General features: G+C 73.2%; 21 protein-coding genes, 1 tRNA gene and 1 pseudogene. 16 read left to right on the top strand and 7 right to left on the bottom strand.

Annotated elements, in window-relative coordinates:
• Nucleotides 1-88 precede the first annotated feature (88 nt).
• The 3 genes from MANAM107_RS01515 to MANAM107_RS01505 all read left to right on the top strand — a co-directional run bounded on the left by MANAM107_RS01515 (nt 89) and on the right by MANAM107_RS01505 (nt 2413).
• Nucleotides 89-162, top strand: a tRNA-Met gene (locus tag MANAM107_RS01515).
• A 294-nt stretch (nt 163-456) separates the two neighbouring features.
• Nucleotides 457-1446, top strand: a complete 990-nt coding sequence (locus MANAM107_RS01510) for a hypothetical protein (protein ID WP_223910221.1) — start codon at nt 457-459, stop codon at nt 1444-1446.
• Between the two features lie 43 nt (nt 1447-1489).
• The gene (locus tag MANAM107_RS01505) at nt 1490-2413 is read left to right on the top strand and encodes an RCC1 domain-containing protein (RefSeq protein ID WP_179900220.1); all 924 of its coding nucleotides are present in this window, start codon (nt 1490-1492) and stop codon (nt 2411-2413) included.
• 192 nt (nt 2414-2605) lie between these two features.
• Here MANAM107_RS01505 and MANAM107_RS01500 read toward each other — a convergent pair whose 3' ends face one another.
• From MANAM107_RS01500 to MANAM107_RS01485, 4 genes and pseudogenes are all read right to left on the bottom strand, one after another.
• A complete protein-coding gene (locus tag MANAM107_RS01500; RefSeq protein WP_263421941.1) occupies nt 2606-3091 on the bottom strand; it encodes a DsbA family protein in 486 nt (161 codons plus the stop codon).
• The gene (locus MANAM107_RS01495; protein WP_263421940.1) at nt 3088-3345 is read right to left on the bottom strand and encodes a Na+/H+ antiporter NhaA; all 258 of its coding nucleotides are present in this window, start codon (nt 3343-3345) and stop codon (nt 3088-3090) included. Before MANAM107_RS01495 ends, MANAM107_RS01500 begins: the two co-directional genes overlap by 4 nt.
• A gap of 178 nt (nt 3346-3523) precedes the next feature.
• Nucleotides 3524-4072 (bottom strand): annotated as a pseudogene (locus MANAM107_RS01490) (Na+/H+ antiporter NhaA); the annotation flags it as partial.
• Complete coding sequence (locus MANAM107_RS01485) at nt 3978-4193, bottom strand: DUF3107 domain-containing protein (protein WP_179900221.1); 216 nt, start codon at nt 4191-4193, stop codon at nt 3978-3980. The pseudogene MANAM107_RS01490 and the gene MANAM107_RS01485, both read right to left, overlap by 95 nt.
• 231 nt (nt 4194-4424) lie before the next feature.
• Between MANAM107_RS01485 and MANAM107_RS01480 the strand changes: the two genes are divergently transcribed.
• A complete protein-coding gene (locus MANAM107_RS01480) occupies nt 4425-8246 on the top strand; it encodes a UrvD/REP family ATP-dependent DNA helicase (protein WP_223910218.1) in 3822 nt (1273 codons plus the stop codon).
• Entirely contained in the window at nt 8243-11995 is a 3753-nt protein-coding gene (locus MANAM107_RS01475; RefSeq protein ID WP_223910215.1) for an ATP-dependent helicase, read from the top strand. Before MANAM107_RS01480 ends, MANAM107_RS01475 begins: the two co-directional genes overlap by 4 nt.
• 133 nt (nt 11996-12128) lie before the next feature.
• On the opposite strand, the gene MANAM107_RS01470 is transcribed toward MANAM107_RS01475, so the two are convergent.
• Entirely contained in the window at nt 12129-12566 is a 438-nt protein-coding gene (locus tag MANAM107_RS01470) for a thiol-disulfide oxidoreductase DCC family protein (RefSeq protein ID WP_223910212.1), read from the bottom strand.
• Nucleotides 12567-12739: 173 nt separating this feature from the next.
• On the opposite strand from MANAM107_RS01470, the gene MANAM107_RS01465 reads away from it, so the two are divergent.
• On the top strand, nt 12740-13432 hold the full coding sequence (locus MANAM107_RS01465; protein ID WP_223910208.1) for a DUF6796 family protein: 693 nt from the start codon (nt 12740-12742) through the stop codon (nt 13430-13432).
• Nucleotides 13433-13481: 49 nt separating this feature from the next.
• Here the strand turns inward: MANAM107_RS01465 and MANAM107_RS01460 are convergent, their stop codons facing one another.
• A complete protein-coding gene (locus MANAM107_RS01460) occupies nt 13482-14756 on the bottom strand; it encodes a phosphotransferase (RefSeq protein ID WP_223910205.1) in 1275 nt (424 codons plus the stop codon).
• A 293-nt stretch (nt 14757-15049) separates the two neighbouring features.
• On the opposite strand from MANAM107_RS01460, the gene MANAM107_RS01455 reads away from it, so the two are divergent.
• The 7 genes from MANAM107_RS01455 to MANAM107_RS01425 all read left to right on the top strand — a co-directional run bounded on the left by MANAM107_RS01455 (nt 15050) and on the right by MANAM107_RS01425 (nt 20420).
• Nucleotides 15050-16312: a TadA family conjugal transfer-associated ATPase gene (locus MANAM107_RS01455; RefSeq protein ID WP_223910202.1), complete on the top strand. Its 1263-nt coding sequence runs from the start codon at nt 15050-15052 to the stop codon at nt 16310-16312.
• Nucleotides 16312-17163, top strand: a complete 852-nt coding sequence (locus MANAM107_RS01450) for a type II secretion system F family protein (RefSeq protein WP_223910200.1) — start codon at nt 16312-16314, stop codon at nt 17161-17163. The genes MANAM107_RS01455 and MANAM107_RS01450 overlap by 1 nt, the downstream gene beginning before the upstream one ends.
• Nucleotides 17160-18086 (top strand): type II secretion system F family protein, encoded by a 927-nt coding sequence (locus MANAM107_RS01445; protein ID WP_223910197.1) that lies wholly within the window; start codon nt 17160-17162, stop codon nt 18084-18086. Before MANAM107_RS01450 ends, MANAM107_RS01445 begins: the two co-directional genes overlap by 4 nt.
• Nucleotides 18087-18250: 164 nt before the next feature.
• Nucleotides 18251-18508, top strand: a complete 258-nt coding sequence (locus MANAM107_RS01440; RefSeq protein ID WP_373314079.1) for a hypothetical protein — start codon at nt 18251-18253, stop codon at nt 18506-18508.
• Nucleotides 18509-18719: 211 nt separating this feature from the next.
• Nucleotides 18720-19283, top strand: a complete 564-nt coding sequence (locus MANAM107_RS01435; protein WP_263421939.1) for a hypothetical protein — start codon at nt 18720-18722, stop codon at nt 19281-19283.
• A gap of 127 nt (nt 19284-19410) precedes the next feature.
• Entirely contained in the window at nt 19411-19818 is a 408-nt protein-coding gene (locus MANAM107_RS01430; RefSeq protein ID WP_223910191.1) for a hypothetical protein, read from the top strand.
• 137 nt (nt 19819-19955) lie between these two features.
• The gene (locus MANAM107_RS01425; RefSeq protein WP_223910189.1) at nt 19956-20420 is read left to right on the top strand and encodes a glycosyltransferase; all 465 of its coding nucleotides are present in this window, start codon (nt 19956-19958) and stop codon (nt 20418-20420) included.
• A gap of 66 nt (nt 20421-20486) precedes the next feature.
• On the opposite strand, the gene MANAM107_RS01420 is transcribed toward MANAM107_RS01425, so the two are convergent.
• On the bottom strand, nt 20487-20840 hold the full coding sequence (locus MANAM107_RS01420; RefSeq protein WP_223910185.1) for a CBU_0592 family membrane protein: 354 nt from the start codon (nt 20838-20840) through the stop codon (nt 20487-20489).
• A gap of 72 nt (nt 20841-20912) precedes the next feature.
• On the opposite strand from MANAM107_RS01420, the gene MANAM107_RS01415 reads away from it, so the two are divergent.
• From MANAM107_RS01415 to MANAM107_RS01405, 3 genes are all read left to right on the top strand, one after another.
• The gene (locus tag MANAM107_RS01415; protein WP_179899897.1) at nt 20913-21824 is read left to right on the top strand and encodes a LysR family transcriptional regulator; all 912 of its coding nucleotides are present in this window, start codon (nt 20913-20915) and stop codon (nt 21822-21824) included.
• A gap of 36 nt (nt 21825-21860) precedes the next feature.
• On the top strand, nt 21861-22982 hold the full coding sequence (gene prfB / locus MANAM107_RS01410; RefSeq protein WP_223910173.1) for a peptide chain release factor 2: 1122 nt from the start codon (nt 21861-21863) through the stop codon (nt 22980-22982).
• Nucleotides 22983-23158: 176 nt separating this feature from the next.
• Nucleotides 23159-24841: a hypothetical protein gene (locus MANAM107_RS01405; protein WP_223910170.1), complete on the top strand. Its 1683-nt coding sequence runs from the start codon at nt 23159-23161 to the stop codon at nt 24839-24841.
• Nucleotides 24842-25547 lie beyond the last annotated feature (706 nt).

Raw genomic sequence — 25547 nt, 5'->3', positions numbered from 1 at the left:
GTAGGGGACGGCAGAGCAGCAGGTGAGCAAGGGCACGTCCCGGCCGTTTGCTCTGCGGGCGGACGGGGAGTAGTGTTGCTCAGGCCGACGCGGGGTGGAGCAGTTCGGTAGCTCGCCGGGCTCATAACCCGGAGGTCGCAGGTTCGAATCCTGTCCCCGCTACGAGAGTGAGAGGACCCGATCCCCATGAGGGATCGGGTCCTCTTGCATGATCGCTCGCATGGCTGCGGCAGTGGGCCGAGCGGCGGGCCGGGGCCGGCGGTGGTGCCTCCGACGTGAGATGGTCATAGCCTCATGAGGCGTGGCGCACATCGGGGCCTGAGGCGGGGACACATCCCCGAATGGTGGCCCTGGCGGCCCGGGTATCGGTATTGTGACGGCGGCGGGCTTCCCGTCCTGCCGCGGAGAGCGATGAGTCTCCGTCCCCACCCCTCTGAGAGGAAGACTATGAGGCCCATGAAGCGACGCTTGTGGATGACCGCGTCCGCGGCGGTGGCGCTCACGGTGGCGCCTGCCGCCGTGTCCATGGCTGACGAGGCCGGCGCACCGGCGGACGACCAGCCGCCCGTTGTCGCCGCCGACGCCGCTGTGCAGCCGGCAGCTGAGCCCGCTCCTGCCGAGCCGGCCCCTGCCGAGCCCGCGCCCAAGGAGCCCGCGCCTGGGGACAATAAGCCCGCTCCGGGCCCCGCCCAGCCCGATCCCGCCCAGCCCGATCCCGGCCAGCCCGACCCTGGCCAGCAGCCCCCGGCCGACGGCGGTGACCAGAACCAGCCCCCCGCTGACGGCGGTGACCAGAACCAGCCCCCGGCCGACGGCGGTGACCAGAACCAGCCCCCCGCTGACGGCGGTGACCAGAACCAGCCCCCGGCCGACGGCGGTGACCAGAACCAGCCCCCGGCCGACGGCGGTGACCAGAACCAGCCCCCCGCTGACGGCGGTGACCAGAACCAGCCCCCCGCTGACGGCGGTGACCAGAACCAGCCCCCCGCTGACGGCGGTGACCAGAACCAGCCCCCCGCTGACGGTGGCGACCAGAACCAGCCCCCCGCTGACGGTGGCGACCAGAACCAGCACCCCGCCGACGGCGGGCAGGCAGGGGGGCAGCCCGAGTCCCCCGCACCGGCTGAGCCCGGCCCCGCCTCCGAGGGCGCCGGTCGTAGCAGTGCCGGTGGGAGCGCCGGGCAGTCCGCCCAGCAGCTGCCTGAGAACCCGGACTCCGCTGCCGTCAGTGGCTCCCGGAGCCAGATGGGTTCCGCGCCCTCCCAGCAGTCGGAGGCCGGTGCTCCCGGTGGCCAGCAGGCCGCAGGATCGCAGCAGGCTGCCTCGCAGGGGCGTACCACGGCGCTGGCGGAGACCGGTCCCGCGACGACCGGAGCGGCCGTGGCGGCCATGAGCCTGGTCGGCTTCGGAGGCGCCGTGCTCATGACGCGCCGCCGCAAGGGCTGACTCGCGGATCCGCGCAGCGCGCCGAGAAGAAGTCACGTCATCGATGGACAGTAACGACGGCACCGGTATGACGGTGGGCAACCATCCCCCTGGTGGGGGCGCACCGCAGGGCTGGCCATCCGCGCCTGCGGCAGGCCCCGCCTCGGCTCCGCACGCCCCCGCCGGGGGCGGCGGTGCCGGATTCGCGGCCCCCGCGAGTCCGGGTGGCTCGGGAGACTTCCTGTGGAGTCCCCAGCCGCCGCGCAGGCGGGTGATGGGGCGGGTCCTGCTCTCCGTGGCGGCCGTGTGCGCGCTCGTGGGTGGGGGAGTGATCCTCGGCCGGGTCTTCGCCCCCGGCGTGCAGCCCGCCACCTCCAGCCCCGAGGCCGAGGCGATCTCCGAGCCCGCGTCGAGCGCAGGCCTGCGCTCGGGTGACGGCTCCTACGTGTGCTCCTCGCCCGGGGTGGGCGTGACCTGCTGGGGCGCCGACCTGGAGGGCAAGACGGTGGCCCCCGCCGCCGTCGCCGGACTGGAGACGGTCAAGGTCTCGGCCCTGAGCGTGGGGCGGGGCTTCGCCGTCGCCGTCGATGAGGGGGGAGTCGTGTACAGCTGGGGCGCCAATGACCTCGGCCAGCTCGGTACCACTCCCGGTGACGCCGTGACCGAGGCGACTGAGGTGGGGCGCCTGCCCGCTGCCCCCGACCAGGTCGTCTCCGGCAATGAGCACACCTGCGCCCTGGTGGACTCCTCGGTGTTCTGCTTCGGCTCGAACCGCTACGGCCAGGTCACCGGCTCGGTCGCCGAGGAGCCCTCCGGCCTCACCCAGGTCTCCGAGGTCCAGGGCGCCATCGAACTGGGCACGTCGGGCTATGACACGTGGGCCCTGACCGCCGAGGGCACCTGGGTGTGGGGCAACAACTCCTGGGGCCAGGCAGATCCCGCCGCCCAGGAGAGCGTGCTGGGCCCGGTCCTCATCACGGAGAAGTAGGCGCTCGCTCCCCACAGCGGCGGCCCGCCGAGCAGTGGATCTGCTCAGCGGGCCGCTTCGTCTCCGGGTCGGGTCTGCCATGCCACTTCTTCACAGACCTTTTCACAGACCTGCGTCACGGCCCTCCGTGAGCGTCCCTCCGTCTGTGCTCCTGGGCCAGGGCAGGGGGCGCCTGGCCGTCGGCTCGCCGGATCAGTGGACCGCCTGCGGTGCGGGCGGGCCGCCGTCGGCCGTCGTCCTGTCCACCTCGGCGAGGGCCTCGTTGGCGGCCTCGGTCAGGGTCCACCGGTTGAGCAGCCCGTGGAGGCGCCTGCCGTTGACGTAGACGACGGGGCTGCCGTCCTCCTGGAGCCCCTCGACATCCAGGCCGTCGTCGGTCACCTTGGCCCCGTCGGTCTCGCTGGTGATGCGCGACCACAGCTCGTCGACGTCGAGCCCCGCCTTGGCGGCGGCCTGGCTGATGGTGTGGTCGTCGACGTCGCAGCGCAGCTCGGCCAGGGCGTCGTGCATCGGCCAGATCCTGCCCTGCTCGTTGGCGGCCTCCAGGGCCAGGGCCGCGTTGATGGCCTCGGGGGTGTAGGCCATATGGCGCAGCACGAGGCGCACCTTGCCCTTCTCCACCAGGGGCGCCATCCCCTTGAGGGCCTCCATGAGCCGCCAGCGGCCCTCGTAGGTCATGTCCGCGTAGTTGATGAGGGTGACCGGGGCGTGGATATCGCCGACGATGTGGTCGCAGTGGCTGTCGATGGGGCGCCGCAGCGTCTCGCCCTCGGGCGGGGCAGGGGCCAGAAGCGGTCGCCCAGGCGGAAGATCGCGGCGGCCAGGACGAGGGCCATGAGGGAGGCGCACAGGACGCCGATCCGGGCCTGGTCGGCCAGGGCTTCGTCGTCCAGGGCGAGACCGGCCACCAGCAGGGAGATGGTGAAGCCCATGCCGGACAGGGCGCCGGTTGAGGGGGATGGAGAAGGCCAGCGCCTCCCGGGCCACCATGGCGGTCCCGGGGGCTGGGGTCTGGCGGAAGAGCCGGAAGATCTCGTTGGTGCGCTCCAGGTCGCGGCTGCGCACCGTATGGATGGGCATGAGCAGGGCGATGAGCACCCCGGCGATGGTGGCGTGCACCCCGGAGCGGTAGACGGCGTACCAGGTCGCGATGCCCAGGAGCAGGTAGGGCAGCACCCGCCAGACCCCGGCCCGCTGCAGGTACCACACGCCCAGGAGGCCCAGGCCCGCCACGGCCAGGGCGACCAGGTTGAGCGACTCGGCGTAGAACACGGCGATGACCACCAGGGCGCTGATATCGTCGATGACGGCGAAGGCCAGGAGGAAGAGCTTGAGGCGCGGGGCCTCCTTGGGGCCGATGAGGGCGAGCATCCCGATGGCGAAGGCCGTATCGGTGGAGATGACCGTGCCCCATGCGTGCGCGCTCGGACCGCCACCGGCCACCAGCAGGAAGAGGCACACGGGGACGACGAGTCCGCCGATGGCGGCGCCGGCGGGAAGGAGCGCGCGGCCCGGCAGGCGCAGCTCCCCCAGCGTCAGGTCGTGGCGGACAGCGCGCTGGAACTCAGATGCCGAAGCCGACGCGGCGCGGCTCGGCCTGGCCGAGCTCGATGTAGGCCAAGGCGCCGGCGGGGACGAAGACCTTGCGGCCCTTGTCATCCTCCAGGACGACCGACTCGGTGGCGGCGTTCCTCACCGCCTCCAGCACCTCCTGCTGGGAGGAGGAGGTCTCCACGGTGAGCTCACGGGCGGAGTGCTTGATTCCGATGGTGACCTGCATGGTGCTCCTTCATCATGGGCCTGGGGACGGGCCCGCCGACTGCTGCTGGGCCACATCCTAGGGCCGGCCCGGGTGCCCGGGGCCGAGGGCGGGGGCCGCAGCCGGGTCTTTTCGCCTCACGCGGACACCTGCGGGGCCGGCGGTGCTGAGCCGGTGCTGAGCCGGCCCTGCCCGGTGACGATCCGCTAACAGCGCCGCATTCATGTCTCAGGGCCGTGGTGAGATGGTCCCATGCCGCAGGACACCACCCCGATCCGCCTCCTGGCACCGCAGGCGCCGCCCGCCCTGCCCGCGCCGGACCACTGGGCCCGCGCCGTCATGGACCGGGTGGCCGGGCACGGCAATGTCGTGGTCCTGGGGGCCTCGGGCACGGGTAAGACCACCCTGGCCCTGCGCCTGCTGTCCCGGGCGGTGGCCGCGGGCCGTGATGCCGTTCTGCTGGCCCCCACCCGGCTGCGCGCCGACCACTTGCGCGCCCAGGCCGCCCACCTGCTGGGACAGGGCCACGGGGACGGTACCGTGCGGGTGCGCACCCCCGCGGCCCTGGCCCTGACCATCCTCACCACCTCCCTGACCCGGCGCCCCGATCCCCTGCCCGCCCCGGTGCTGCTGGCCGGCGCGGAGGAGGACGCCGCCCTGGCCGCCGTGCTCGACCCCATGGCATGGCCGGGGCTGGCGCCCGAGACGGTGGCCTCGCGGGCCTTCCGCTCCGAGCTGCGCAACCTGCTGGCCCGCGCCGGAGAGCTGGGGGTGGGGGCCCAGGAGCTGGCCGAGCTGGGAGACCGGCTCCAGGTCCCCATCTGGGGTCCCGCCTCCCAGCTCCTGCGCAGCTGGGACGCCCAGGGGCGCCCCACCGCCGATCGGCGCTCCCAGGTGCGCAAGGTGGACACCGCCCGCCTCCAGGACCGGGCCGCCGAGGCCCTGGGCACCTGGGAGGTCGACGCCGTCGAGGCACCGCGCCCGGTCCCCGACCTGGTCATCGCCGATGACTACCAGGACTGCACGGCCGCCACCGCGCGACTCCTGGCGGCCCTCACGCGCCCCGACGCCGATGGGCACCGCGCCCAGGTGGTGGTGCTGGGCGACCCCGACGTGGCGGTCGAGACCTTCCGCGGCGGTACGCCCAGCCTGCTCATCGAGGCCGAGGACCGCTCGGGCCTGGACGCCGAGCGCCTGGTGCTGGCCACCCGCCACCGGGGCAACCCGGCCCTGGCCCGCCTCTGGGAGGACCAGAGCTCCCGGCTTCCGATCACCGGGACCGGCTCCCACCGCCGTCCCGAGCTCGACGCCGCCCTCGACGCCCCGCTGCCCACCCCCAGTGGATCCGCGGACTCCGCCGGGTCCACTACCCCCGCCTCCAGCGCCGCGGCCGGTGCGGCGCCGTTGGGCGAGGGCATCGGGGCGGGACCGGATCGCCCCCCACTGCCCTCGGGGGCGGGTGCCGTCGTCGCCGGCTCCCCGTCCCAGGAGGTGGCGCACGTGGCCCGGATGCTGCGCGAGGAGCACATCCACCACACCACGCCCTGGAGCCAGATGGCCGTCATCGTGCGCTCGGCGGCCCAGGCCGGCGCCGTGGCCCGCGAGCTGCGACGCCGCGGCGTGCCGGTCACCCTGGACACCCCCGCGGTGCTGCTGCGCGCCGAGCCCGCGGCGGCCGCCCTGCTCGACGTCGTCGGGGCGGGGCTGTCGGGCCGCCTCGGGCAGGTCGAACCGCCGGCTGGTCCGATCGCGCCCCCGCCAGTGCCCCCGGGCGAGTCGCAGGCGGAGCCGCAGCCGGATCCGCCCGAGCCGGCCCGGGCGCCGGTTCACGGCTCGCCGGTGCTGCTCGATGACCAGGGCGGCCCGCTGCCCGACCGCGGCCCGGTCATGGACCTGCTCACCAGCCCCCTCATCGGCCTGAGCACCCTGGACCTGCGCCGCCTGCGCAGGCGCCTGCGCGCCGGCCAGCACAGCCCGCACACCTGCGAGCCCGCCCGCGAGCCGGGCGCCGAGGAGCTGCTCCTGGGGCTGGTGGCCGACCCGCGCCGAGCCCAGTCCTTCTGCGAGGCCGTTGCCGGCGAGCCGATCGCGCTCCAGGCCGGCCTGGTCCTGCGCGCCTCCCGCGTCGTGGCAGCCCTGAGACAGGCGGTCGGGGGCGAGGCCGACATCGAATCGCTCCTGTGGGCCGCCTGGGAGGCCTCCGGGCGGGCCGAGGCCTGGCGGGCCCTGGCCCTGCACGCCGATGACGACGTCGCCGCCCCCGCCCTGGCCGAGGCAGCCGAGCACGACCTCGACGTCGTCACCGCCCTGTTCAAGCGCGCCGAGGTCTGGGCCGAGCGCCACCCCGGTGCGCCCGCCTCTCGGTTCCTCACCGAGATGGCCGCCGAGATCCTGCCCTCCGACTCCGTCGCACCTCAGGGCATCCGATCCGTGGGCGTGAGCGTCATGACCCCGGCCGCCGCCGCAGGCCGCCAGTGGCAGGTCGTAGCCGTCATGGGGCTCAACGCCGAGTCCTGGCCCGACCTGCGGCTGCGCGACTCCATGACCCGCGCCGGCCTGCTCGTCGACGCCGTCACCGGGCGCCTGCCCCATGACGGCGCGGGCCAGGTCGATCCGGCCCTGGCCCGCGCCCAGGTGCGCGCCGATGAGCGCCGCATGCTCCTGGCCTCCCTGACCCGCGCCACTCGGAGGCTCCTGGTCACCGCCACCTCCGACGCCGACCACGTCCCCTCCTCCTTCCACACCCAGATCGCCCAGGCCACCGGCACCCTCGGCCTCGATGAGGACGGCGCCATCCTGCCCGCCCAGGACGTGGGGGACCTGACCCTGCGCGGCCTGGTCGGCGAGCTGCGGCGCGCCGCCGTGCAGGCGAGCCTGCCCGGGGCCAGCGCCCAGGAGCGCCACCGCGGCCAGGAGGCCGGCCGACTGCTGGCCGCGCTGGCCGCGCGGGGGGCGCCCGGGGCCGCGCCCGACACCTGGGCCGGGGCCATCAGTGCCTCCAGCCGGGAGCCCCTGGTGGCCCCCGGCCAGAGGATCCGCATCAGTCCCTCGGATGTGGAGGCCATCACCGACTGCCCCCTGCGGTGGTTCCTCCAGCGCCACGGCGGCTCCAGCCCCGCCACCGGCGCCCAGGCCCTGGGCAGCCTCATCCACCAGCTGGCCGAGCGCGCCGAGCGCGAGCACCTGCGCGGCCCCGACCTCATGGCGGCCTTCGAGGCCCAGCTGCCCACCCTGGGCTACCCCAGCACCTGGCTGGGGGACCAGGCCGCGCAGCGGGCCCGCGCCATGGTCGAGCGCCTGGAGGCCTACCTCCAGGGCGTGCCCGGGGGCGCCGAGGTCGAGGTGCCCATCCGGGCCGAGCTGGACCTGCCCATACCCGCAGGCAGCGCGTCCAGCCCCGAGGAGCCCCGGGGCGCCGCCCTGCCTGAGGGCTCCCAGGGCCCCCAGAGCCCTGCGGGTCCGGGAGGTGCTGGGGGGATCGGGCAGTGGCAGGCCACCGGGCCCACGGTCCCGGTCACCATCACCGGCCGCATCGACCGGCTGGAGGCCGCAGCGGGCACGGGCGCCGAGAACGAGGACCCCACGCGCCTTCAGAGCGCGATGGGCGTGCCGCGGCACGGTGGCGTCAACGGTGTCGGCGAGGGCTCTCCCGGCGGTGCCCTCGACGCCCGTGACCCCGTCGACGATGAGGGGCGCCGCCCCGCAGCGGTGCGCGTGGTCGATATCAAGACCGGTCAGAGGCCCCATCCCGACGCCGCGCACCACCCCCAGCTGGCCACCTACCGCCTCGCCCTGGAGGCCCACGGCTACGAGGTCGTCGGAGGGGCCCTGGTCCTGCTGGGCAAGGAGCCGGGCAAGCGCGATGGGCTGACCGTCATCAGCCCACCGGGCGCCGCCCTGGCGCCCAGCCCCGACCCGGACTCCGGTCAGGACTGGGCGCGCGACCTGGTGGGGCGCGCCGCCCTGGACGCCGTCGGCCCCCTCCTGCAGGCCCGCACCGGGCCCCACTGCCGCACCTGCCGCCTCAAGGACTCCTGCCCGCTCCAGCCCGAGGGGAGGCGGGTGGTCGCATGAGCCCCGAGTCCGCCGCGCCCGCCACCGCGTCCCACGGCGCCCTGAGTCCCGAGGGGATCGCTGCGGCCCTGGGCCTGCCGTCCCCCACCCCCGAGCAGTCCCGCGTCATCGCCCACCCCCTGACCCCCCTGCTCGTCGTCGCCGGCGCGGGATCGGGCAAGACCGCCACCATGAGCCAGCGCGTCGTCCACCTCGTGGCCACCGGCGCCGTGCGGCCCGACCAGGTGCTGGGCCTGACCTTCACCCGCAAGGCCACCGCCGAGCTCGCCCAGCGCGTGGCCACCCGCCTGGCCCAGCTCGCCGAGTCCGGCCTCATGGCCGCCCCCGCGCAGGCCGATGAGGCGGCGATGCCCACCATCGCCACCTACAACTCCTTCGCGGGGACCATCGTGCGCGAGCACGGCCTGCGCATCGGCGTCGATCCCGACGCCACCCTCATCACCGAGGCCCGCGCCTGGCAGATCGCCTCCTCCCTCATCGAGGCCCGCACCGAGCCACTGCCCCTGGAGACCCTGGGCGCCGCCACCCAGGCCGTCCTGCGACTGGACGCGGCACTGTCGGAGAACCTCCTGGAGCCCGGGGAGGCCGCCCGCGACCTGGAGGACCTGGCCGGGCTCTTCGAGGGCCTCGCCGCCATCCGGGGATGCAAGTCCCTGGTGGGCAGGGCCCCTGAGACCATGCGCCAGTGGCACGGCACCCTGGAGGCCGCCATCGACTATCGGGACTACAAGCGCTCCCACGGCCTGCTCGACTTCGGCGACCAGATCTCCCTGGCCTGCCGCATCGCCGAGAGCAGCCAGGAGGTCCGCGCCCAGCTGCGCGCCCAGTACCCGGCCGTTCTGCTCGATGAGTTCCAGGACACCTCTGTGGCCCAGCTGCGCCTGCTCTCTGCGCTCTTCGCCGGCTCGGGGGTCACCGCCGTCGGCGACCCGCACCAGGCCATCTACGGGTGGCGCGGTGCCAGCGCCGGGGCCCTGGACACCTTCCACGCCCGCTTCAACCCCGCGGCCAGCGCCCCCGGCGCCACCAGTGGCACGACGCCGGTCCTGCCCCTGTCCACCGCCTGGCGCAATGACCCCGCGATCCTCCAGGCGGCCAACGCCGTGTCCTCGCCCCTGCGCCACCACACCCCCGAGCCGGGCGACAGCCCTATCGCCCACATCCCCGTCGAGCCCCTGCGCCCCCGTCCTCAGGACGAGGGCGCCACAGGAGCAGTCACAAGCCAGGCAGCGCAGAGTCGGGCAGAGAGGAGTGAGCCGGCACGGAGCCAGGCGGCAGGGCACGCCGCGGGGGCCGGTGCGCCGGGAACCGGGCAGGCAGGGGCCGAGGCTCCGCAGGCCGGGCTCATGGCCGCCGCCTACCTCCAGGACCCTCGTCAGGAGGCCCGCACCATCGCCGACTTCCTCCACGAGCGCTGGAGCCCCCAGGCGCAGATGGCGGTGCTGTGCCGCGCCCGCAGCCTCTTCCCACCCATCGCCCAGGCCCTCCAGGAGGCGGGCCTGCCGGTGAGCATCGTGGGCCTGGGCGGCATGCTCGCCGTCCCCGAGGTCGCCGACCTGCGCGCGCTGCTGGGCGTGGCCGCCGACCCCGAGCGCGGCGACCGCCTCATGCGCCTGCTCACCGGCGCCGGGATCGGGGCTGCTGATCTGGCTGCGCTCCACCACCTGGCGCGGGGGCTCCTCACCGGCCCGCGCGCCGCCCCGGGGGAGCACTCCGCCGAGGCCCCGCTGCTCTCCGAGGCCCTCGAGGTGATCGTGCGTGAGGGGGAGGAGGCCGCACCGGTGCCGGGCCTGAGCCCCACCGGCAGGAGTATCGCCCTGCGACTGGGGCGCCAGCTGCGCGCTGTGCGCTCCGGGCTCCACCTGCCCCTGCCCGACCTGCTCGCCCTGGCCGAGCAGGCCCTGGGCCTGGACATCGAGCTGGCGGCGCGCCTCGGCGACCCCATGGGGCGTCGCGCCCTGGACGCCTTCCACGCCACCGCCCAGCAGTACGCCGCCGACATCGAGGCCCCCACCCTCGCAGGATTCCTCACCTGGCTGGAGACCGCCGAGGAGCGGGAGAACGGCATGGAGGCCCCGCAGGTCGAGCCCGAGCCCGGGGCCGTCCAACTGCTGACCATCCACGCCGCCAAGGGACTGGAGTGGGACACCGTGGTGGTGGCCGGCATGACCGAGGGCGGCTTCCCCTCCTACCGCAGGACCCCGCCCAAGGACCTCGTCCTGACCGAGAGCGGGTGGATGACCTCCCAGGAGAGCTTCCCCCACCCGCTGCGCGCCGACGCCCAGACCCTGCCCCCCTTCGAGCTGGGGGCCCTCGAGCCCGGTGCCACCGACAAGGACACCGTCAAGGACCTGTGGGGGCAGTACACCCGGGCCCTGGGCCGCCACACCATCGCCGAGGAGCGGCGCCTGGCCTACGTGGCCATCACCCGCGCCCGCCACCACGTGCTGCTCACCGGCTCCCACCTGGCCAAGACCTCCCAGAGTCCCAAGCCGCCCTCCCGATTCCTCGACGAGCTGCGCCGGCGCGGCATGCTCACCGCCTACGGGCCCGGGTGGCTCGAGCCCGACCCCCAGGCCACCAACCCCCTGGCCAACGAGGTGCGCACCGGGTGGTGGCCCGTCCCGGGGCCCGCTGGAGAGCCAGGCGCAGGAGCGGATGCGGGGTCGGGCGCATCGGGCGCCGACTCCAAGCGCACGGCGCCACTGCCAGAGCCGGGGCCGGGCGCGGCCCCGGAGCCGGAGCGACTGCTGGGGCCGGAGCGCCGGCTCTCCCAGGCCAGGATCACCGCGGCCCGGTCCGTGCGCGCCGCCATGGAGGAGGCGGCGCAGGCCGGTCGCTCCGGGCTCCCGGGCCTGGAGGGCGGCGCGTCCCGCCCGCCCGGCCCGGCGCCTTCTCCCACTGCGGCCGCCCCTGCAGCATCCGCCCCCGCCGGGGAGGCGGGAGCGCTCCCGGCCGGCGGCGCCCGCGATGCGGGGCAGGCCGATGCGGGGGAGCGGGATCCGGGGCGGTCGGGGGAGGCCGAGGAGGACCCCCTGGTGGCGCGCTGGCGCTGCGAGGCGGCCCTCCTCCTGGCCGAGCGCGAGCAGGTCGCCAGTCGGCCGTGCACCGTGCGCATCCCCTCCCACCTGGCCGCCACCCGCCTGGACGACCTGCGCCAGGATCCCGCCGCCTTCGCCCTGGACCTGCGCCGCCCACTGCCACCGCAGCCCCGCGCCGCAGGCAGGCTCGGCACCGTCTTCCACGAGGCCATCGCCCAGCGTCTCTCTGCCCGCGGGACCCTGCTCAGCCTCCTGGAGGCGGGCATCCCCGAGACCCTCAGCGAGCCGGATCGGAGCAGGATCGAGCGCTGGCTGGAGACCGCCCAGAGCATCCCGCTCCTGGCCGACTACGTCCTGGTGGACACCGAGGTGGAGCGCGAGCTGAGCGTGGGCGGAACGACGCTGCGCTGTCGCATGGACGCCGTCTTCGAGCACGCCCGGGGCGGGCGGTGGCTCATCGTGGACTGGAAGACCGGGGGACGCCGGGTACCGGTGGACCAGCTCAGCGTCTACGTCCACGCCTGGGCCGCCTCCCAGGGGGTGGAGGCGGGGCGGGTGAGCGCCGCCTACATCTACGTCAATGAGCCCGGTGGCGCCGTCGAGCAGCTGGGGCAGGCCGACCTGCTGCCCCTGGAGCAGATCGCCGCCGAGCTACAGGAGCCCAAAGGCCAGTGGGCTGGCACTGACGATCCACTGAGTCGCCTCTGAACGGCTGCGAACAGGTGTGGGACGGATGCGGAATCGACCATCAAGACGCGGATGCGCCCCGTGATGAGGGGCTGATCCGTGCTGTCAAGGGCGAAGCCGCAGAGCAGCACCGCCGCGCACGATCCCGTGTGCCTTAGCCGTGCCTGCTCGGGGGCTGGTCCGCCTGTGGTGCGGGGGAGGGGGCCTCGGGCAGGTCGAGGGCGCAGGCGCTCACGGGCAGGCGATGGCGCGCCCCGGCCACCCACCGGTAGACCTTGCGGGCCGGAGTGCGCAGCGGCCGCCACACGATGATGCGGCCCAGCCAGCACCAGGGCCACCGGGCACGCCTGAGCAGGCCGCCAATGGCGTCCTGCTCGATCCTCACCCCCTGGTCGGTCACGAGCAGCGCCGTGCGATCGGTCAGCTCCGCGCCGGGCCCCCGGTAGGCGCGACCACCCATGAAGCGCACCCGATCGCCGTCGATACGAGACCGCATGAAGGTCACGAAGCGTGAGCATGGCCCGCACCCATCGTCGTAGACGAACACCGCCACGGGCCTGCTCGGCACTTCTGGTGCCCCCGTCATCGCCATCAGCTCCCTCATTGCCTCGTTCAGCTGCGCCTCCACCGCGTCAAACCCAGTGCCCCGGCGGCGCATGAGGGCACCTCGCGGCTGCCCGCCCGCCACTGAGCCGGGTTGATGAGGGTAGCCTAAGCGAAGCGCCCTTGATCCTGGCGCCTCGGCCGAGGAGGTATCCCGCACCGATGACATCCCTGACCTGGTCCGCACTCGCCTTCCTCCTCAGCGCGCTCGCGTGGATCCTGGGCGACGCCCTCATCGTCGGCTTCCACAAGCCCGACCGGCGCCGGTACGGCGAGTTCATCGAGCTCATGGGCGATGACGCCTACGCCTTCTACGCCCGCGTCAACGAGCCGCGCCTGCGCTGGGGCGCGCTGGTGGCCAACTACTCGGCGCCCCTCATGCTCGCGGGCCTCTACGCCCACTGGGCGCTGCTGCACCACAGCACCATCGGGGTGGTAGCGGTCGTCCTCCTGGGCATCGGCTTCTCCTTGGCGCCCCTGGCCCACGCCTCCTTCTACCCCCTGGCCCTGGCCTCGGAGCGGGCCTATGCCGCCTACCTCACCGGCGAGCCCGATCGGGAGGTGCTCAGGCACGCCCGCCGGCTGCGCCGCTTCCTCATCGCCGCCTGGGTCCCCGCCATCGCCATCACCGCCATGGGCTGGCTCCTCGTGGGCCTGGCCATCCTCCTGGGCCACACGCCCCTGCCGCAGTGGGCGGTGCTGCTGACCCCGCTGCTACAGGCCGGCCCCTGGATCCTGCTCACCCGCCTGCCCTACCCGGGCAAGCCCCTGCTGGACGGGGCACTGTTCAACATCCTCAACCTCGTGTGGGCCATCGCCCTGCTGCTCCTGGGCGCCCGCGCGCCCCTCGGCTGAGCCGACCAGGCCCGGGGATCGCCGAGGCCGCCCGGGCCCACGGGCGGCCTCAGGCCCCGTCAGGGTCCTCCGGCTCCACGCTGACCATGGCCACCGGGCTGGTCGAGGCGTCCTGGTCGGCGGGGACCCGCTCCCCGGGCACCGGCGCCAGACGGGGAGTGGCAGGCGCCACCAGCGGGGTCTCACCCACCTGGGCGGCCAGGTCCTCCAGCATGGACACGGCGTCGGAGACCACCGCCTGCTCACCGCTGCGGACCCCGTGCAGCAGCCAGCGCGCCAGGCTCAGCTCGCTGACGAGCTCGGCGCGGTCCCGCAGGTGCTTGTCCACGCCCTCGGCGCGGGCCACGTCATAGGCGTCCTCGATGGAGTCCAGGCAGTCCACCGGCACCGAGGAGTAGATCCAGGCCATGTCCTCGGCCGGGTCGCCCACATGCGCCTGGGTCCAGCCCCGCACCGAGACCACCGCCCCGCCCGCGGTCAGCACATTGTCCTCAGCCAGGTCCCCATGGACCACCACGGGCCTGAAGCGCCACAGCGCCGTGTCCTCCAGGGCCTCCTCCCACCGGTTCAGCAGGACCGGGGGCACCTTGCCAGTGGCCGCGGCGTCGTCGAGCAGGCTCAGCCACCGCTGGCGCACCTCCTCAGCGGTATAGACCGGCATCCCGGACTCGGAGATGACGGCGGTGGGCATCTCATGGATCTCTCCCAGCACCTTGCCCAGCCCGGCCGACAGCCCCGGGCCCGGGCGCAGGGAGTCCACCGCGATGGGCCGGCCCTCGATATGGCTGCGCACCTGGATGTGGGCCCCCTGGCTGCGCAGCGACCCGCCCGCGCGCGAGACGTCGAAGGAGATCCGTCCCGCATCGGCCACGCGCCCCACGCGGCGCAGAACCTCGGCCTCGGCCTCCAGGCTGGCTCCCGTCGCATCTGTGGAGGCCTCGAAGACCTCCCAGTGGCGGCCCTGGGTGTCGACGACGCCGACGACGTGCAGCTCCTCGGTGCGGGACTGGGGCAGGGCCAGCCGGGCGGGATTGAGCCCCGGGACCGCCACCGTGGCCATGGCCGCCAGCGCCAGGGCCGAGCGGTGGCCGCGGCGCCCCATCGAGGCGCCCGCCCCGTCCGCCGCGCCCCCTGCCCCTGCCGAGTCACCGACGACCGCGGATGGCGGCGACGCCGAGTCGGGGGAGCCGGGGGAAGGCGCCGGTGCGGCGGAGCCCGCCGAGGCGGCCGACCCTGCCGGCTCAGCCGGCCCCGCAGGATCGGCGGACGGAGCGGGGTGCTCGGCGGCGTCGGGGGCGTCCGGGGACTGCGGCGGCTGTGACATGATCCAACCGTAGGTGACGCGGAGCCCGCGCACAGCCTGCCGCGCCAGTCCGCTCAGGGCAGAGCCCCCGCACCACCGCCGCGGGGCCCGCGGTGAACCCCGCCGTCGAACGGTGCGCCCGGGGGCTGAGAACAGGAGTTATCCACAGGCCGGGCTCCTCCAGTGGCGCTGTGACCCATCCGTGACCTACAGTCGGCGGTGACGGCGCTCACGAACCGGTCGCCGTCCCAGATCAGCGTTGATCTGCCCAGACTCTCGCGCATCCGCGCTCCGTCCCACCACCCTGGAAGCCCATGGACGCCGCCGACATCCTGCTGACCGAGATCCAACAACTCGTCCGCGACCGCGGCATCGACCCGCTCAAGGACACCTCCACCCTGGAGGGCCTCGTGGCCGAGGCCAGTGCCGACTACCTCCAGCGGGCCGACGCCGGACTCGTGCCTGCCCTGGTCGACCCCGACGCCGCCCGGGCCCGGGCCCTGGACTCCCTGGCCGGCCTGGGCCCCCTCCAGGCCTACCTCGACGACGAGGGCATCGAGGAGATCTGGATCAACGCCCCCGGCCGGGTCTTCGTGGCCCGCTCAGGGCGCCCCGAGCTGACCACCACCATCCTGGAGGCCGAGGACCTGCGGGTCCTGGTCGAGCGGATGCTGCGCGTCTCGGGGCGCCGGCTGGATCTGTCCAGCCCCTTCGTGGACTCCCAGCTCCCCGGTGGGGAGCGCCTCCACGTCGTCATCCCGCCCATCACCTCCCAGAACTGGGCGGTCAACATCCGCAAGCACTCCTCGCGGGCCTCGCGCACCGCCGACCTGGTGCGCATGGGCTCCCTGCCCGCCGGTGCCGCCGCCTTCCTGGACGCCTCGGTCCAGGCCGGCCTCAACATCCTGGTCTCCGGGGCCACCCAGGCCGGCAAGACCACTCTGGTGCGCGCGCTGGCCGGGGCCATCCCCGCCGCCCAGCGGGTCATCAGCTGCGAGGAGGTCTTCGAGCTCGCCCTGCGCAACCGCGACTGCGTGGCCATGCAGACCCGGCCCGCCAACCTCGAGGGCGTCGGCGAGATCACCCTGCGCCGCCTGGTCAAGGAGGCGCTGCGCATGCGCCCCGACCGGCTCATCATCGGCGAGGTCCGCGAGGCCGAGGCCCTCGACCTGCTCATCGCCATGAACTCGGGGCTGCCCTCGATGTGCACCATCCACGCCAACTCCGCCCGCGAGGCGATCGTCAAGATCTGCACCCTGCCCCTGCTGGCGGGTGAGAACGTCTCCAGCGATTTCGTGGTCCCCACGGTGGCCTCCGCGATCGACCTGGTCATCCACCTCGACATCGACGTCCGCGGACGGCGCACCGTCCGGGAGATCTCCGCCCTGTCCGGCAGGGTGGAGAACGGGATCATCGAGCTGGCCGACATCTACCACCGCGACATCTCCGGCGCCCTCGTGCGCGGCCCCGGATTCCCCTACGGCTCGGAGCGCTACACCCGCGTCGGGCACGACCTGGCCGCCCTCCTGGCCGACCCCGACCTGCCCCGCGGGCCGGGACCGGGGGAGTGGCACTGATGGGCGCCATCGCCGGGCTGCTGGCGGGCCTGGGCCTGCTGTCGCTGTGGATGGCCTGCACCAGTGAGCCGCCCCGCTGGCACTCCGAGCGCTCACGGCGCCTGGCCGACCTGCTCATCCAGGCCGGGGCGGGGCGCACCAGCCCCGCGGTCTTCGTGGCGGGCAGCGCCGCCCTGGGGCTGGTCACCGGTCTGGTCTTCCTGGGACTCTCCGGGGCCTGGCCCATTGCCGTGGCCTTCGCCGTCATCGCCTCGGGCGCGCCCTTCCTCCTGGTCTCCTCTCGCGCCCGGGCACGCCGCTCCCGCCTGCGCGAGGTGTGGCCCGAGGCGGTCGACACGCTCCTGTCCGGGGTGCGGGCGGGCATGAGCCTGCCCGAGGCGCTGTCCAACCTGGCTGAGCGCGGGCCCGAGGCGGTGCGCCCCCAATTCCGGGCCTTCGCCGTGGACTACGCCGCCACCGCCCGCTTCGAGCACTGCCTGGACCGGCTCAAGGCCCGCTTCGCCGATCCCGTGGCGGACCGCATCGTCGAGGCGCTGCGCCTGGCCCATGAGGTGGGAGGCACCGACCTGGGCAACCTGCTGCGCTCCCTGTCGCGCATGCTGCGCGAGGACATGCGCACCCGCGGTGAGTTGGAGGCCCGCCAGTCCTGGACCGTCAACGGCGCCAAGGTCGCGGTGGCGGCCCCCTGGCTGGTCCTGGCTCTGCTGTCCACCCGCCCCCAGGCGGCCTCGGCCTACGCCACCTCCGCGGGCGCCGCCGTGCTGGCCGTCGGGGGCCTGGCCTCGATCCTGGCCTACCGGCTCATGCTGCGCCTGGGCCGTCTTCCCGAGGAGGGCAGGACCCTGCGATGAACCCCACCCTCATCGGCGGCCTGTCCGGGCTCCTGGGCGCCTCGGGCCTGCTGCTCATCGTCTCCGCGCTCCACCGGCGCCGCCCCACCCTCATGGCCCGCCTATCGCCCTACGTCCACCAGCGCCCGCCCGGCTCGGGCCTCCTGGCCGCCGCCGACGCCGAGGGGCGCAGCATGACCGACCTGCTCCTGGCCACCGTCACCGGCCTGGGCGGGCTGCTGGAGTCCTTGGGATCCTCGGCCTCCTCGGTGCGCACGCGCCTGGCCCGCAGCGGGTCGCCCCTGACCCTGGAGCAGTTCCGCCTCCAGCAGCTGGAGTGGGCGGCCGCCGGCTTCCTGGTCGCCGTGGGTCTGGGAGCCCTGGCGGCGCTGACAGGCTCGACCCGCGTGCCCGCCTTCCTCCTCCTGGCCCTGGTGGCCTCGGTGTGCGGGGCGGCACTGCGCGATTGGCGCCTGTCCCAGGCCGTGCGTGCCCGGCGCGAGCGGATCGAGGCCCAGCTGCCCGACGTCGTCGAGCTGCTGGCCCTGGCGGTGGGCGCCGGGCAGGGGCCCGTGGCGGCCATGGAGCGGGTGGTGGCGCTGGGCCGCGGCGAGCTGGTGGCCGAGCTGGCCGCCACCCTGACCGATATCCGCTCGGGCACGGTCCTGACCACGGCCCTGGACCACCTGGAGTCCCGGGTGGGCTCCCTGCACGTGACCCGACTGTGCGAGGCGATCTCCGTGGCGCTGGAGCGCGGCACGCCCCTGGCCGAGGTGCTGCGCTCCCAGGCCGCCGACGTGCGCGAGGCGGCGCGCCGCGACCTCATGGAGGAGGGAGGCCGCAGGGAGATCGCCCAGATGGTGCCCGTGGTCTTCATCGTCCTTCCCATCACCGTGGTCTTCGCCCTCTTCCCGGGGCTGTTCGTCCTGCGACTGGGGCTGTGAGGCGCATGCGTCCCGCACCGGCCCGGTCCCTGAGGGCCCGCCAGATCCCAGTCCCCACCGATCCCCGCCGGATCCCCGTCGCTGAGCGGCACCAGAGAGCCCACACAGAGCCGATCCAGGGCCCAGATAGAGCCCAGCCAGCAAGGAGAAAGCAGATGAAGCCCATGCTCCGCCGGTCGCACCGCACCGCTGCCCGCCCGCTGCCCCGCCATCGACACCTGGTCCAGCGCCGCCCGCGCTGCCGGGGGCTTGCCCACCGCTGGTGGCGCGGCCTGCGAGGTGATGAGCGCGGGGATGTTCCCGGCTGGGTCCTGGTGACCCTCATGACGGCGGGGCTCGTCGTGGCCCTGTGGACCGTGGCCGGAAGCACGCTCACCCAGGTGTTCCTCGACGCCATCGCCAAGGTCACCGGTGCGATCTGAGCGGCAGCCGGCCGGCTGCCCGCCCTCACCGCGGCGCCCGCCGCGCCGCTGGTCTGTGCCGCCGCTGCGCCGTCGGGCGTGGGGGTACTGGGCCCCACGGTTGTCTGCCCGCTTGCGGGGCCTGGCCGGCCGACTGCTGAGGCCGTCCCTCCTGCCGGGCCGGTCGCGGGGGCAGGAGGGATCGGCTGTCGTCGACTTCGTGCTGGTGAGCATGCTGGTCCTGGCCGCGGTGGTGGCCCTGCTCCAGCTGGCGCTGGGGCTGCACGTGCGCAATGTGCTCATCGACGCCGCCGGGGAGGGGGCGCGGCGCGCGGCCCTGGCCGGTGGCACCCCCGCTGAGGCCCAGGCGCGCGTGCGCGCCCTGAGCGACGCCGCCCTGGCTGACGGCTACGTCCAGAGCGTGGAGGTCTCCCGTGCCCGCATTGATGGGCTCAGCGTCGTGGTGGTCACCGTGACCGCGCCCCTGCCGGTGCTGGGGCTCCTGGGCCCCGGAGGCGCCCTGCGGGTCCAGGGCCGTGCGGTCGACGAGATGGCGCTGCTGGAGGCCGGCCAGGACGCCGCACCGCCGGGTATTGCCGGCAATGGCGGGGATCGCGCCGGCCGGCCCGAACCCGCCGGGCCCGCCGATCTGGAGGAGGCGGCCCGGGCAGTGGGGCCGCCGGCCGTGGAGCCGCCGGACGCAGGCCCTCCGGCGGCCGCACCCGACGGCGATGAGGAGGTAGAGGCCGATGAGAATCCCGACGACGGTGCGGGCGAGCACGGGGCAGGGCGGTGAGGCCCCCGCCGCGCCCCGTGGCGCCGGGGCCGGCAGACCGCGCGCGAGACGGGCATGGCCGCCCGACCCCTGGAGGTCTCCGGCGTGGACGAGAGCCCTGGAGTCACTGAGGCGGCCGGGCCGCGCGGTGGACCAGGAGCGGGGCAACGCCTCGGTGGAGTTCATCGGCTGGAGCGTCATCCTCCTCATCCCCACCCTCTACCTGCTGGTCACCCTGTCCCAGATCCAGGCGGCGTCCTTCGCCGTGGCCTCGGCGGCCGATATCGCCAGCCGCATCCTGGAGGTGGACCACTCCCCGCAGGCGCTGTCCCATGCGCGCACCGCCGCCGGCCTGGCCCTGTCGGATCAGGGGGTGGAGGCCGATCCCGCCACGGCGGTCTCGGTGTCCTGCGAGGGTCGGTGCACAGGGACGGTGGTGCTGCGGGTCGAGGCCGCCGTGGACCTGCCGGGACTGGCGGCGATCGGGCTGGGCCGCGACGTCGTCGTCCTGGAGGCCCAGCGCGCCGTCGATCTGTCCGCCAAGGAGGAGTCGTGAGAAGAAGCACAGGCAGCACCCGCCCGGGCAAGCAGTCGAACCGCGCGCAGCGGCCACCGCGCCCCCGGCCTGAGGCCCTCGGGAGTGCGGTGCCGCGGCTCGCGATGCGGCGGCGACGGCGGGCGTGGCCGCGCCTGATGCGGCGGCTGCGCGGTGGCGAGGAGGGCCAGATCCTGCTGCTGGGCATCGGGATGGTCACCCTGATCCTGGCCCTGCTCCTGGTGACGGCCTCGGCTACCGCCGTCTACCTGGACCTCAAGGCCCTGACCTCGATGGCCGATTCGGCGGCCGCCGCCGGAGCGGCAGGGGTGGGCGGGCAGCCCTATTACGGCGGCGGGGTGCCGGATGCCGCCTCAGGGGCATTGACCTCGCAGGCGGTGCGCGCCGCGGCCCTGGAGGACCTCGCCGCCCAGGCCGGGGTCGTCGACGGCGTGGGGCTGAGCGGCGTCGAGCTCGTCAGTGCCCAGGCGCAGGAGGGGAACACCGCCGTGGTCACCCTGCGTGCTCACTGCCAGCCGCCCTTCCTGCCCTGGGGGATCATCCCGGCCCAGGGCTTCACCCTCACGGCCACGGGCACTGCTGCGATCACCACGGTGCCCTGAGCACCGGGGCCCTTGATCCCGGATCGGATCAGCGCGGCCCGGCGGGCGGGCGCGGCCTCGTCGGGTTCAGGCGCGCTCCAGGGGCGCCGCCATGCTCGGCAGGGAGGTGGAGGAGCGGCGCAGACGGGCCATGAGCTCGGCGCCCTGGCGGCGCGAGAGCTGGGCGATGTAGGCGCGCTTGACCGTCAGCAGGATGTTGATGCCCACCACCAGGTAGAAGAAGTTGGCGATGACGCTGGGCCAGGCCCCCGTGTAGGCGCAGTTGGTCATCAGCAGCAGGGAGCCGGAGATGTTGAGCGCCTGGTACCTCAGGGAATCGCCGGCCATGGAGCCCTTGGAGACCAGGACGTAGGCGATGAGGAGCTCGGCGGCGCCGATCCAGGCGCCGGCGGCGATGAGAAGGGGGAGGAGGTCGTTCACGACGACGATCGTGCTGCCTCGAGCGGTGAAGGTCAATCGCATCTATCTGCATGGGGCATGTAGTTTTTCTTCATGGAGATCTCCACCAACCGCCTCGCCGTCCTCTTGGCGGTCCACCGCGCCGGGGGAGTGGTGGCAGCCGCCGATACCCTGCACATCAGCCCCTCGGCCGTCTCCCAGCAGGTGCGCCAGCTGGAGCGGGAGTGCGGCAGCCGCCTGCTCCACCGCATGCCCACCGGCGCCACCCTGACCGAGGCCGGCCGTATCCTGGCCGAGACCGCCGAGCGCATCGAGGAGGAGCTGGTCACTGCCCGCCGCGAACTGGCGGGACTGGACGACTCGGTGCCCTCCGGGGTGGTGCGCGTGGGCACCTTCGCCTCGGCGGTGCGCGCCGTGCTCCTGCCCGTGCTCTCCACCCTGGAGCAGGTCCAGCCCGGCCTGGAGCTCATCATCGAGGAGGTCGAGGAGCGCGGCGGCCTGGCCCGTCTGCGCCGCGGGGAGTTGGACATGGTGCTCATCGAGCGCGATGAGCACACCCTGCCCAGCGCGCCGCGAGGCATGGCGGACGTGCCCCTGCTCGATGAGTCCTGGCTGGTCGTCGTCTCCCCGGGGCAGGCCCTGCCCGCCACCCTGGCCGACCTGGTGCGCGCCACCTGGATCGACCTGGCCCCCTCCACCGCCGGCGCCTTCGCCCTGGATCGCCTGGAGCGCCAGCTCGGCACGCCCCTGACCACCCGGCACGTGGCCGACGACTACGACGTCGTCCTGGCCATGGTCAACCAGGGCCTGGGCTGCGCGCTCCTGCCCGAGCTGGCCGTCTACTCCGGAGGGGTGCCCGAGGGGGTGGGGGTGGTGCGCCTGCCGGGCCTGGGAACCCGGCAGCTGGTGGTCCGGCACCGCGCCACGCGCACCGAGCCGGGCCCGGCCACGCGCGCGGTTCTCGAGGCGCTGCTCACCCAGGCCCAGAGCCTGGAGCTGGGCTGAGGATGCGCGGGCCGGGGCTGCCGTAGACTCGGGTCCGTGGCCACTGACTTCCCCGCCGAGATCGAACGACTCCGACACACCTACGCCTCCATCGCCGCGGTGACCGACCCCGAGGTCCTGCGCGGGCGTATCGCCGAGCTCTCCGAGCAGGCCTCGGCCCCCAACCTCTGGGACGACCCGGAGGCCGCCCAGGTGGTCACCTCCGCCCTGTCCCACGCCCAGGCCGACCTCAAGCGCGTCGAGTCCCTGGCCGAGCGCATCGACGACCTGGAGGCCATGGTGGAGATGGCCGGCGAGGAGTCCGGCGAGGACGCCGCCGAGCTGCTGGCCGAGGCCGACGCCGATCTGGTGGCCATCGGGCGGGACCTGGCCGACCTGGAGATCCGCACGCTGCTGTCGGGGGAGTACGACCAGCGCGACGCGGTGGTGACCATCCGCTCCGGGGCCGGGGGCGTGGACGCCGCCGACTTCGCCGAGATGCTGCTGCGCATGTATACCCGCTGGGCCGAGCGCCACGACTACCCCGTCAAGGTCCTCAACACCTCCTACGCCGAGGAGGCGGGCCTGAAGTCGGTGACCTTCGAGGTCCACGCCCCCTACGCCTACGGGACGCTGAGCGTGGAGGGCGGCACCCACCGCCTGGTGCGCATCAGCCCCTTCGACAACCAGGGCCGGCGCCAGACCTCCTTCGCCGCCGTCGAGGTCATCCCGCTCATCGAGTCCACCGACCACATCGACATCCCCGAGTCCGACATCCGCATCGATGTCTTCCGCTCCTCGGGCCCCGGCGGCCAGAGTGTCAACACCACCGACTCGGCGGTGCGCATCACCCACCTGCCCACCGGCCTGGTGGTCTCCATGCAGGATGAGAAGTCCCAGATCCAGAACCGCGCCGCGGCCATGCGCGTGCTCCAGTCCCGCCTCCTGCTGCTCAAGCAGCAGGAGGAGGATGCCAAGAAGAAGGAGCTGGCCGGGGACGTCAAGGCCTCCTGGGGGGATCAGATGCGCTCCTACGTGCTCAACCCCTACCAGATGGTCAAGGACCTGCGCACCGGCCACGAGGTCGGCAACCCCGACTCGGTCTTCGACGGCGATATCGACGGCTTCATCGACGCCGGCATCCGCTGGCGCAAGCAGCAGGACGGCGCCGAGGGCTGAGGAGGGGACCAAGCAGGGGGTCCGTCTGCGGACCCCTGTCATGGGGCGCCAGGACGCTGGCTCCGACGGCGGGATCAGGGGATGCGTAGGGGGCCGGCGGAGTAATATGGGTGGGCCACCGTAGGCCCACCTGACGTCGGGGTGTCGGGTGGCCGGTTAATACTCAGGGAGGTCCGGTGTCAGAGACCCAGGACAAGGACGTTGACGGACTGCCAGAGGGCGAGGAGATGTCGGTGGAGCTGGTTGAGATAGAACCAGGCTCAGGCTACGCGGTTCTCCTGAGCAGGTATCCGACGGTGGACCTTGCTTTCCCCTGGATCTGTCCCGTGGAGGAGAAGGACCTGGACAGGTGGCCCGGGTTGGGGGACGCGCTCGCGGCCGCCACGGGTGGTGCGAACGTGGCCGCTCAGGCAGCGGCAGCCGCCGTCGATGTGCAGGGGTTGGTCAAGCTCGCGCCGGAGACATTGGCCAGCATGAAGAGCGGTATGGTTCCCCTCACGTCGGGCGGATGGAACCTCGGGTCGCTCTCCGTCAACGGGAGCATAGCTGCCCAGGTGCGTTGGCTGCCCGCGGCAGGCACTCAGGCGGTGCTGGCGCTGTCATCCGTTGCTCCTGCGTTGGCACTGGTGGCGGCGCAGTGCCAGCTCATGTCGCTCTCAAGGCGGGTGAAGGGGCTCGCCAACGGGATCGAGGAGTTGAAGGAGGAGAATCGTAAGAATCGCCGCACGGGCCTGCTCAGCAAGTACCAGGAGGTCCTCAACACCGTTGACGAGGCGATCGCTCTAGGTTTCGTTAACCGTGATATGTACTCCAAAGTCGACGGGATGCTGGAGGGCCTTAGAGTCGGCCTGGACTCGTGCATCCAGGCGGTTAATGGTCACTGGGAGAAGGTGCGGGCAGGGGGGCTGGGGTCACCCAAGGATTCTGCAGGCGAGGAATGGGACGTGGTGTGCGAGGACATCTGTCTTATGGTTGCCATGCGGGAGGCGAAGTACATGGCCGACGCTTTGTGCTGCATGCATCTGAGGAGGGAAGGGGAGACCGAGGGTGACAGGAAGCGCCTTGCGGTGAGAATCAGGAACGCGGAAGAGGAGAACGGCCGGGCGCTGGAAGGTGTGCAGAACCTCCTGTGGGGGCTGGGCTGCCGGATTGGCCTCATGACTGACCTGTCGGCCAAGAACGCTTCTGACGGCAAGGAAGACGGCGGTGACGGCGACCGCCTTAAGGGGCTGTTAGGGGAGGTTGCCGAGATGGCCGGCAGGGTCGGCGTAGGATTTCCGGACTTCCCTGACTATGATGTCAAGGACAGGGTCGAAAAGGCGGGAGACGGCACCCTCAAGGCGGTGCGGTGGGTTCTGGAGCGGGGCGAGAGGCCGTTTGAGGTATCCTTGGTCAAGGAGCTCGTTGCGGGTTGTGGTGCGGATGTGGGAAGAAGGGTGCGGGAGAAGCTCGGAGATAAAGGGAAGAAGGCGGCTGAGTGGGTTAAGTCAGGTACAGATAAGAATGCCCGTACCGCAGTCACGGAGAGTCCTTTTATTGTGACGGTGACTTCTGAATGCGTTCGCTGGGGGCGGCGACGTGACCTGGAGAACAAAGGTGTTCTTGAACGCCGGATCCCGCTCGATGATGTGCGCTACGTGCGGTTCGTGACCGAAGGCGTCGTCTCGAAGGTCGACATTCTTACCGTGGGCCGTGACAATGATCTCCACCTGTCATTCAGTGGCGGCTATAGTAAGGCCGCGGAACACATCGCTGACCTCCTGGCGACCGTTATGCATGTCCCTGAGGACGAGATGAAGGAGGAGCCTTATATGGTCGAGGCACGTCGGGAGCTTCGGGAGATCGAGGCGGCACAGTAGGCGCAGTAGGTGTGCCAGGCTGGGACGATGCCGTGCCGGGCTCTGTGGCTGGTGGTGGAGGTGGGCATCGGCGTCGTCCACCTGCGGTGCTCCCGCAGGGCCGCGCGTGCTGATGACGCGGTACAGTACCACCACTGAGCCGCGAGGTGCTGCTGCGAAGGTGGGGGCTGGGGCGGGCTTGGGGGCTCCCGGTCCCAATCTGTTGCACATCTTCGGCCCTTGGCGGCCGGGTGCACGAAATGACTATCGGCATGATCGTGCGGCTCATATCTACACCGGGGAACTGAAGATGTGCAGAGCCGTCCGCGTTGCACATCTTCAAACTGCTGGCGCCTACCCGAACCTTGGAATCATGAGGATCCCGGAGGTCGGCCGCGCCTGGTAAGCGCTGAAGATGTGCAGTTCCAGCACAAGCACAGCAGCCTGAGCTCCCCGGCCAGCGCGACGCCGTTTCGTGCCGTGGTCCCCGCCAGTTCGCGACTGTCGGGACGATCCGCCTCCGCACTTCCAGGTGAGAGCGGACGTGCGGGCCGCCGTCGTCGTGCCCGGTGAGGATCAGGTGGACGGGGAGCCCGGCGCGTGCACTGCCTCACGGCGCTGCGCCGTCGCCAGGGCCACGGGGCTCCCGTAGGCTGGGGCGCGGTGCGCGCACGGCCCCGGGACGCCCTCGGGCCGCGGCGCGCAGGCGATCACCACTCACACCCTG

It is taken from the genome of Actinomyces capricornis (assembly GCF_019974135.1).
GTDB classification, from domain to species: domain Bacteria; phylum Actinomycetota; class Actinomycetes; order Actinomycetales; family Actinomycetaceae; genus Actinomyces; species Actinomyces capricornis.
The sequence above is the reverse complement of the archived record's forward strand: the minus strand, read 5'-3'. Positions and strand labels throughout refer to the sequence as shown.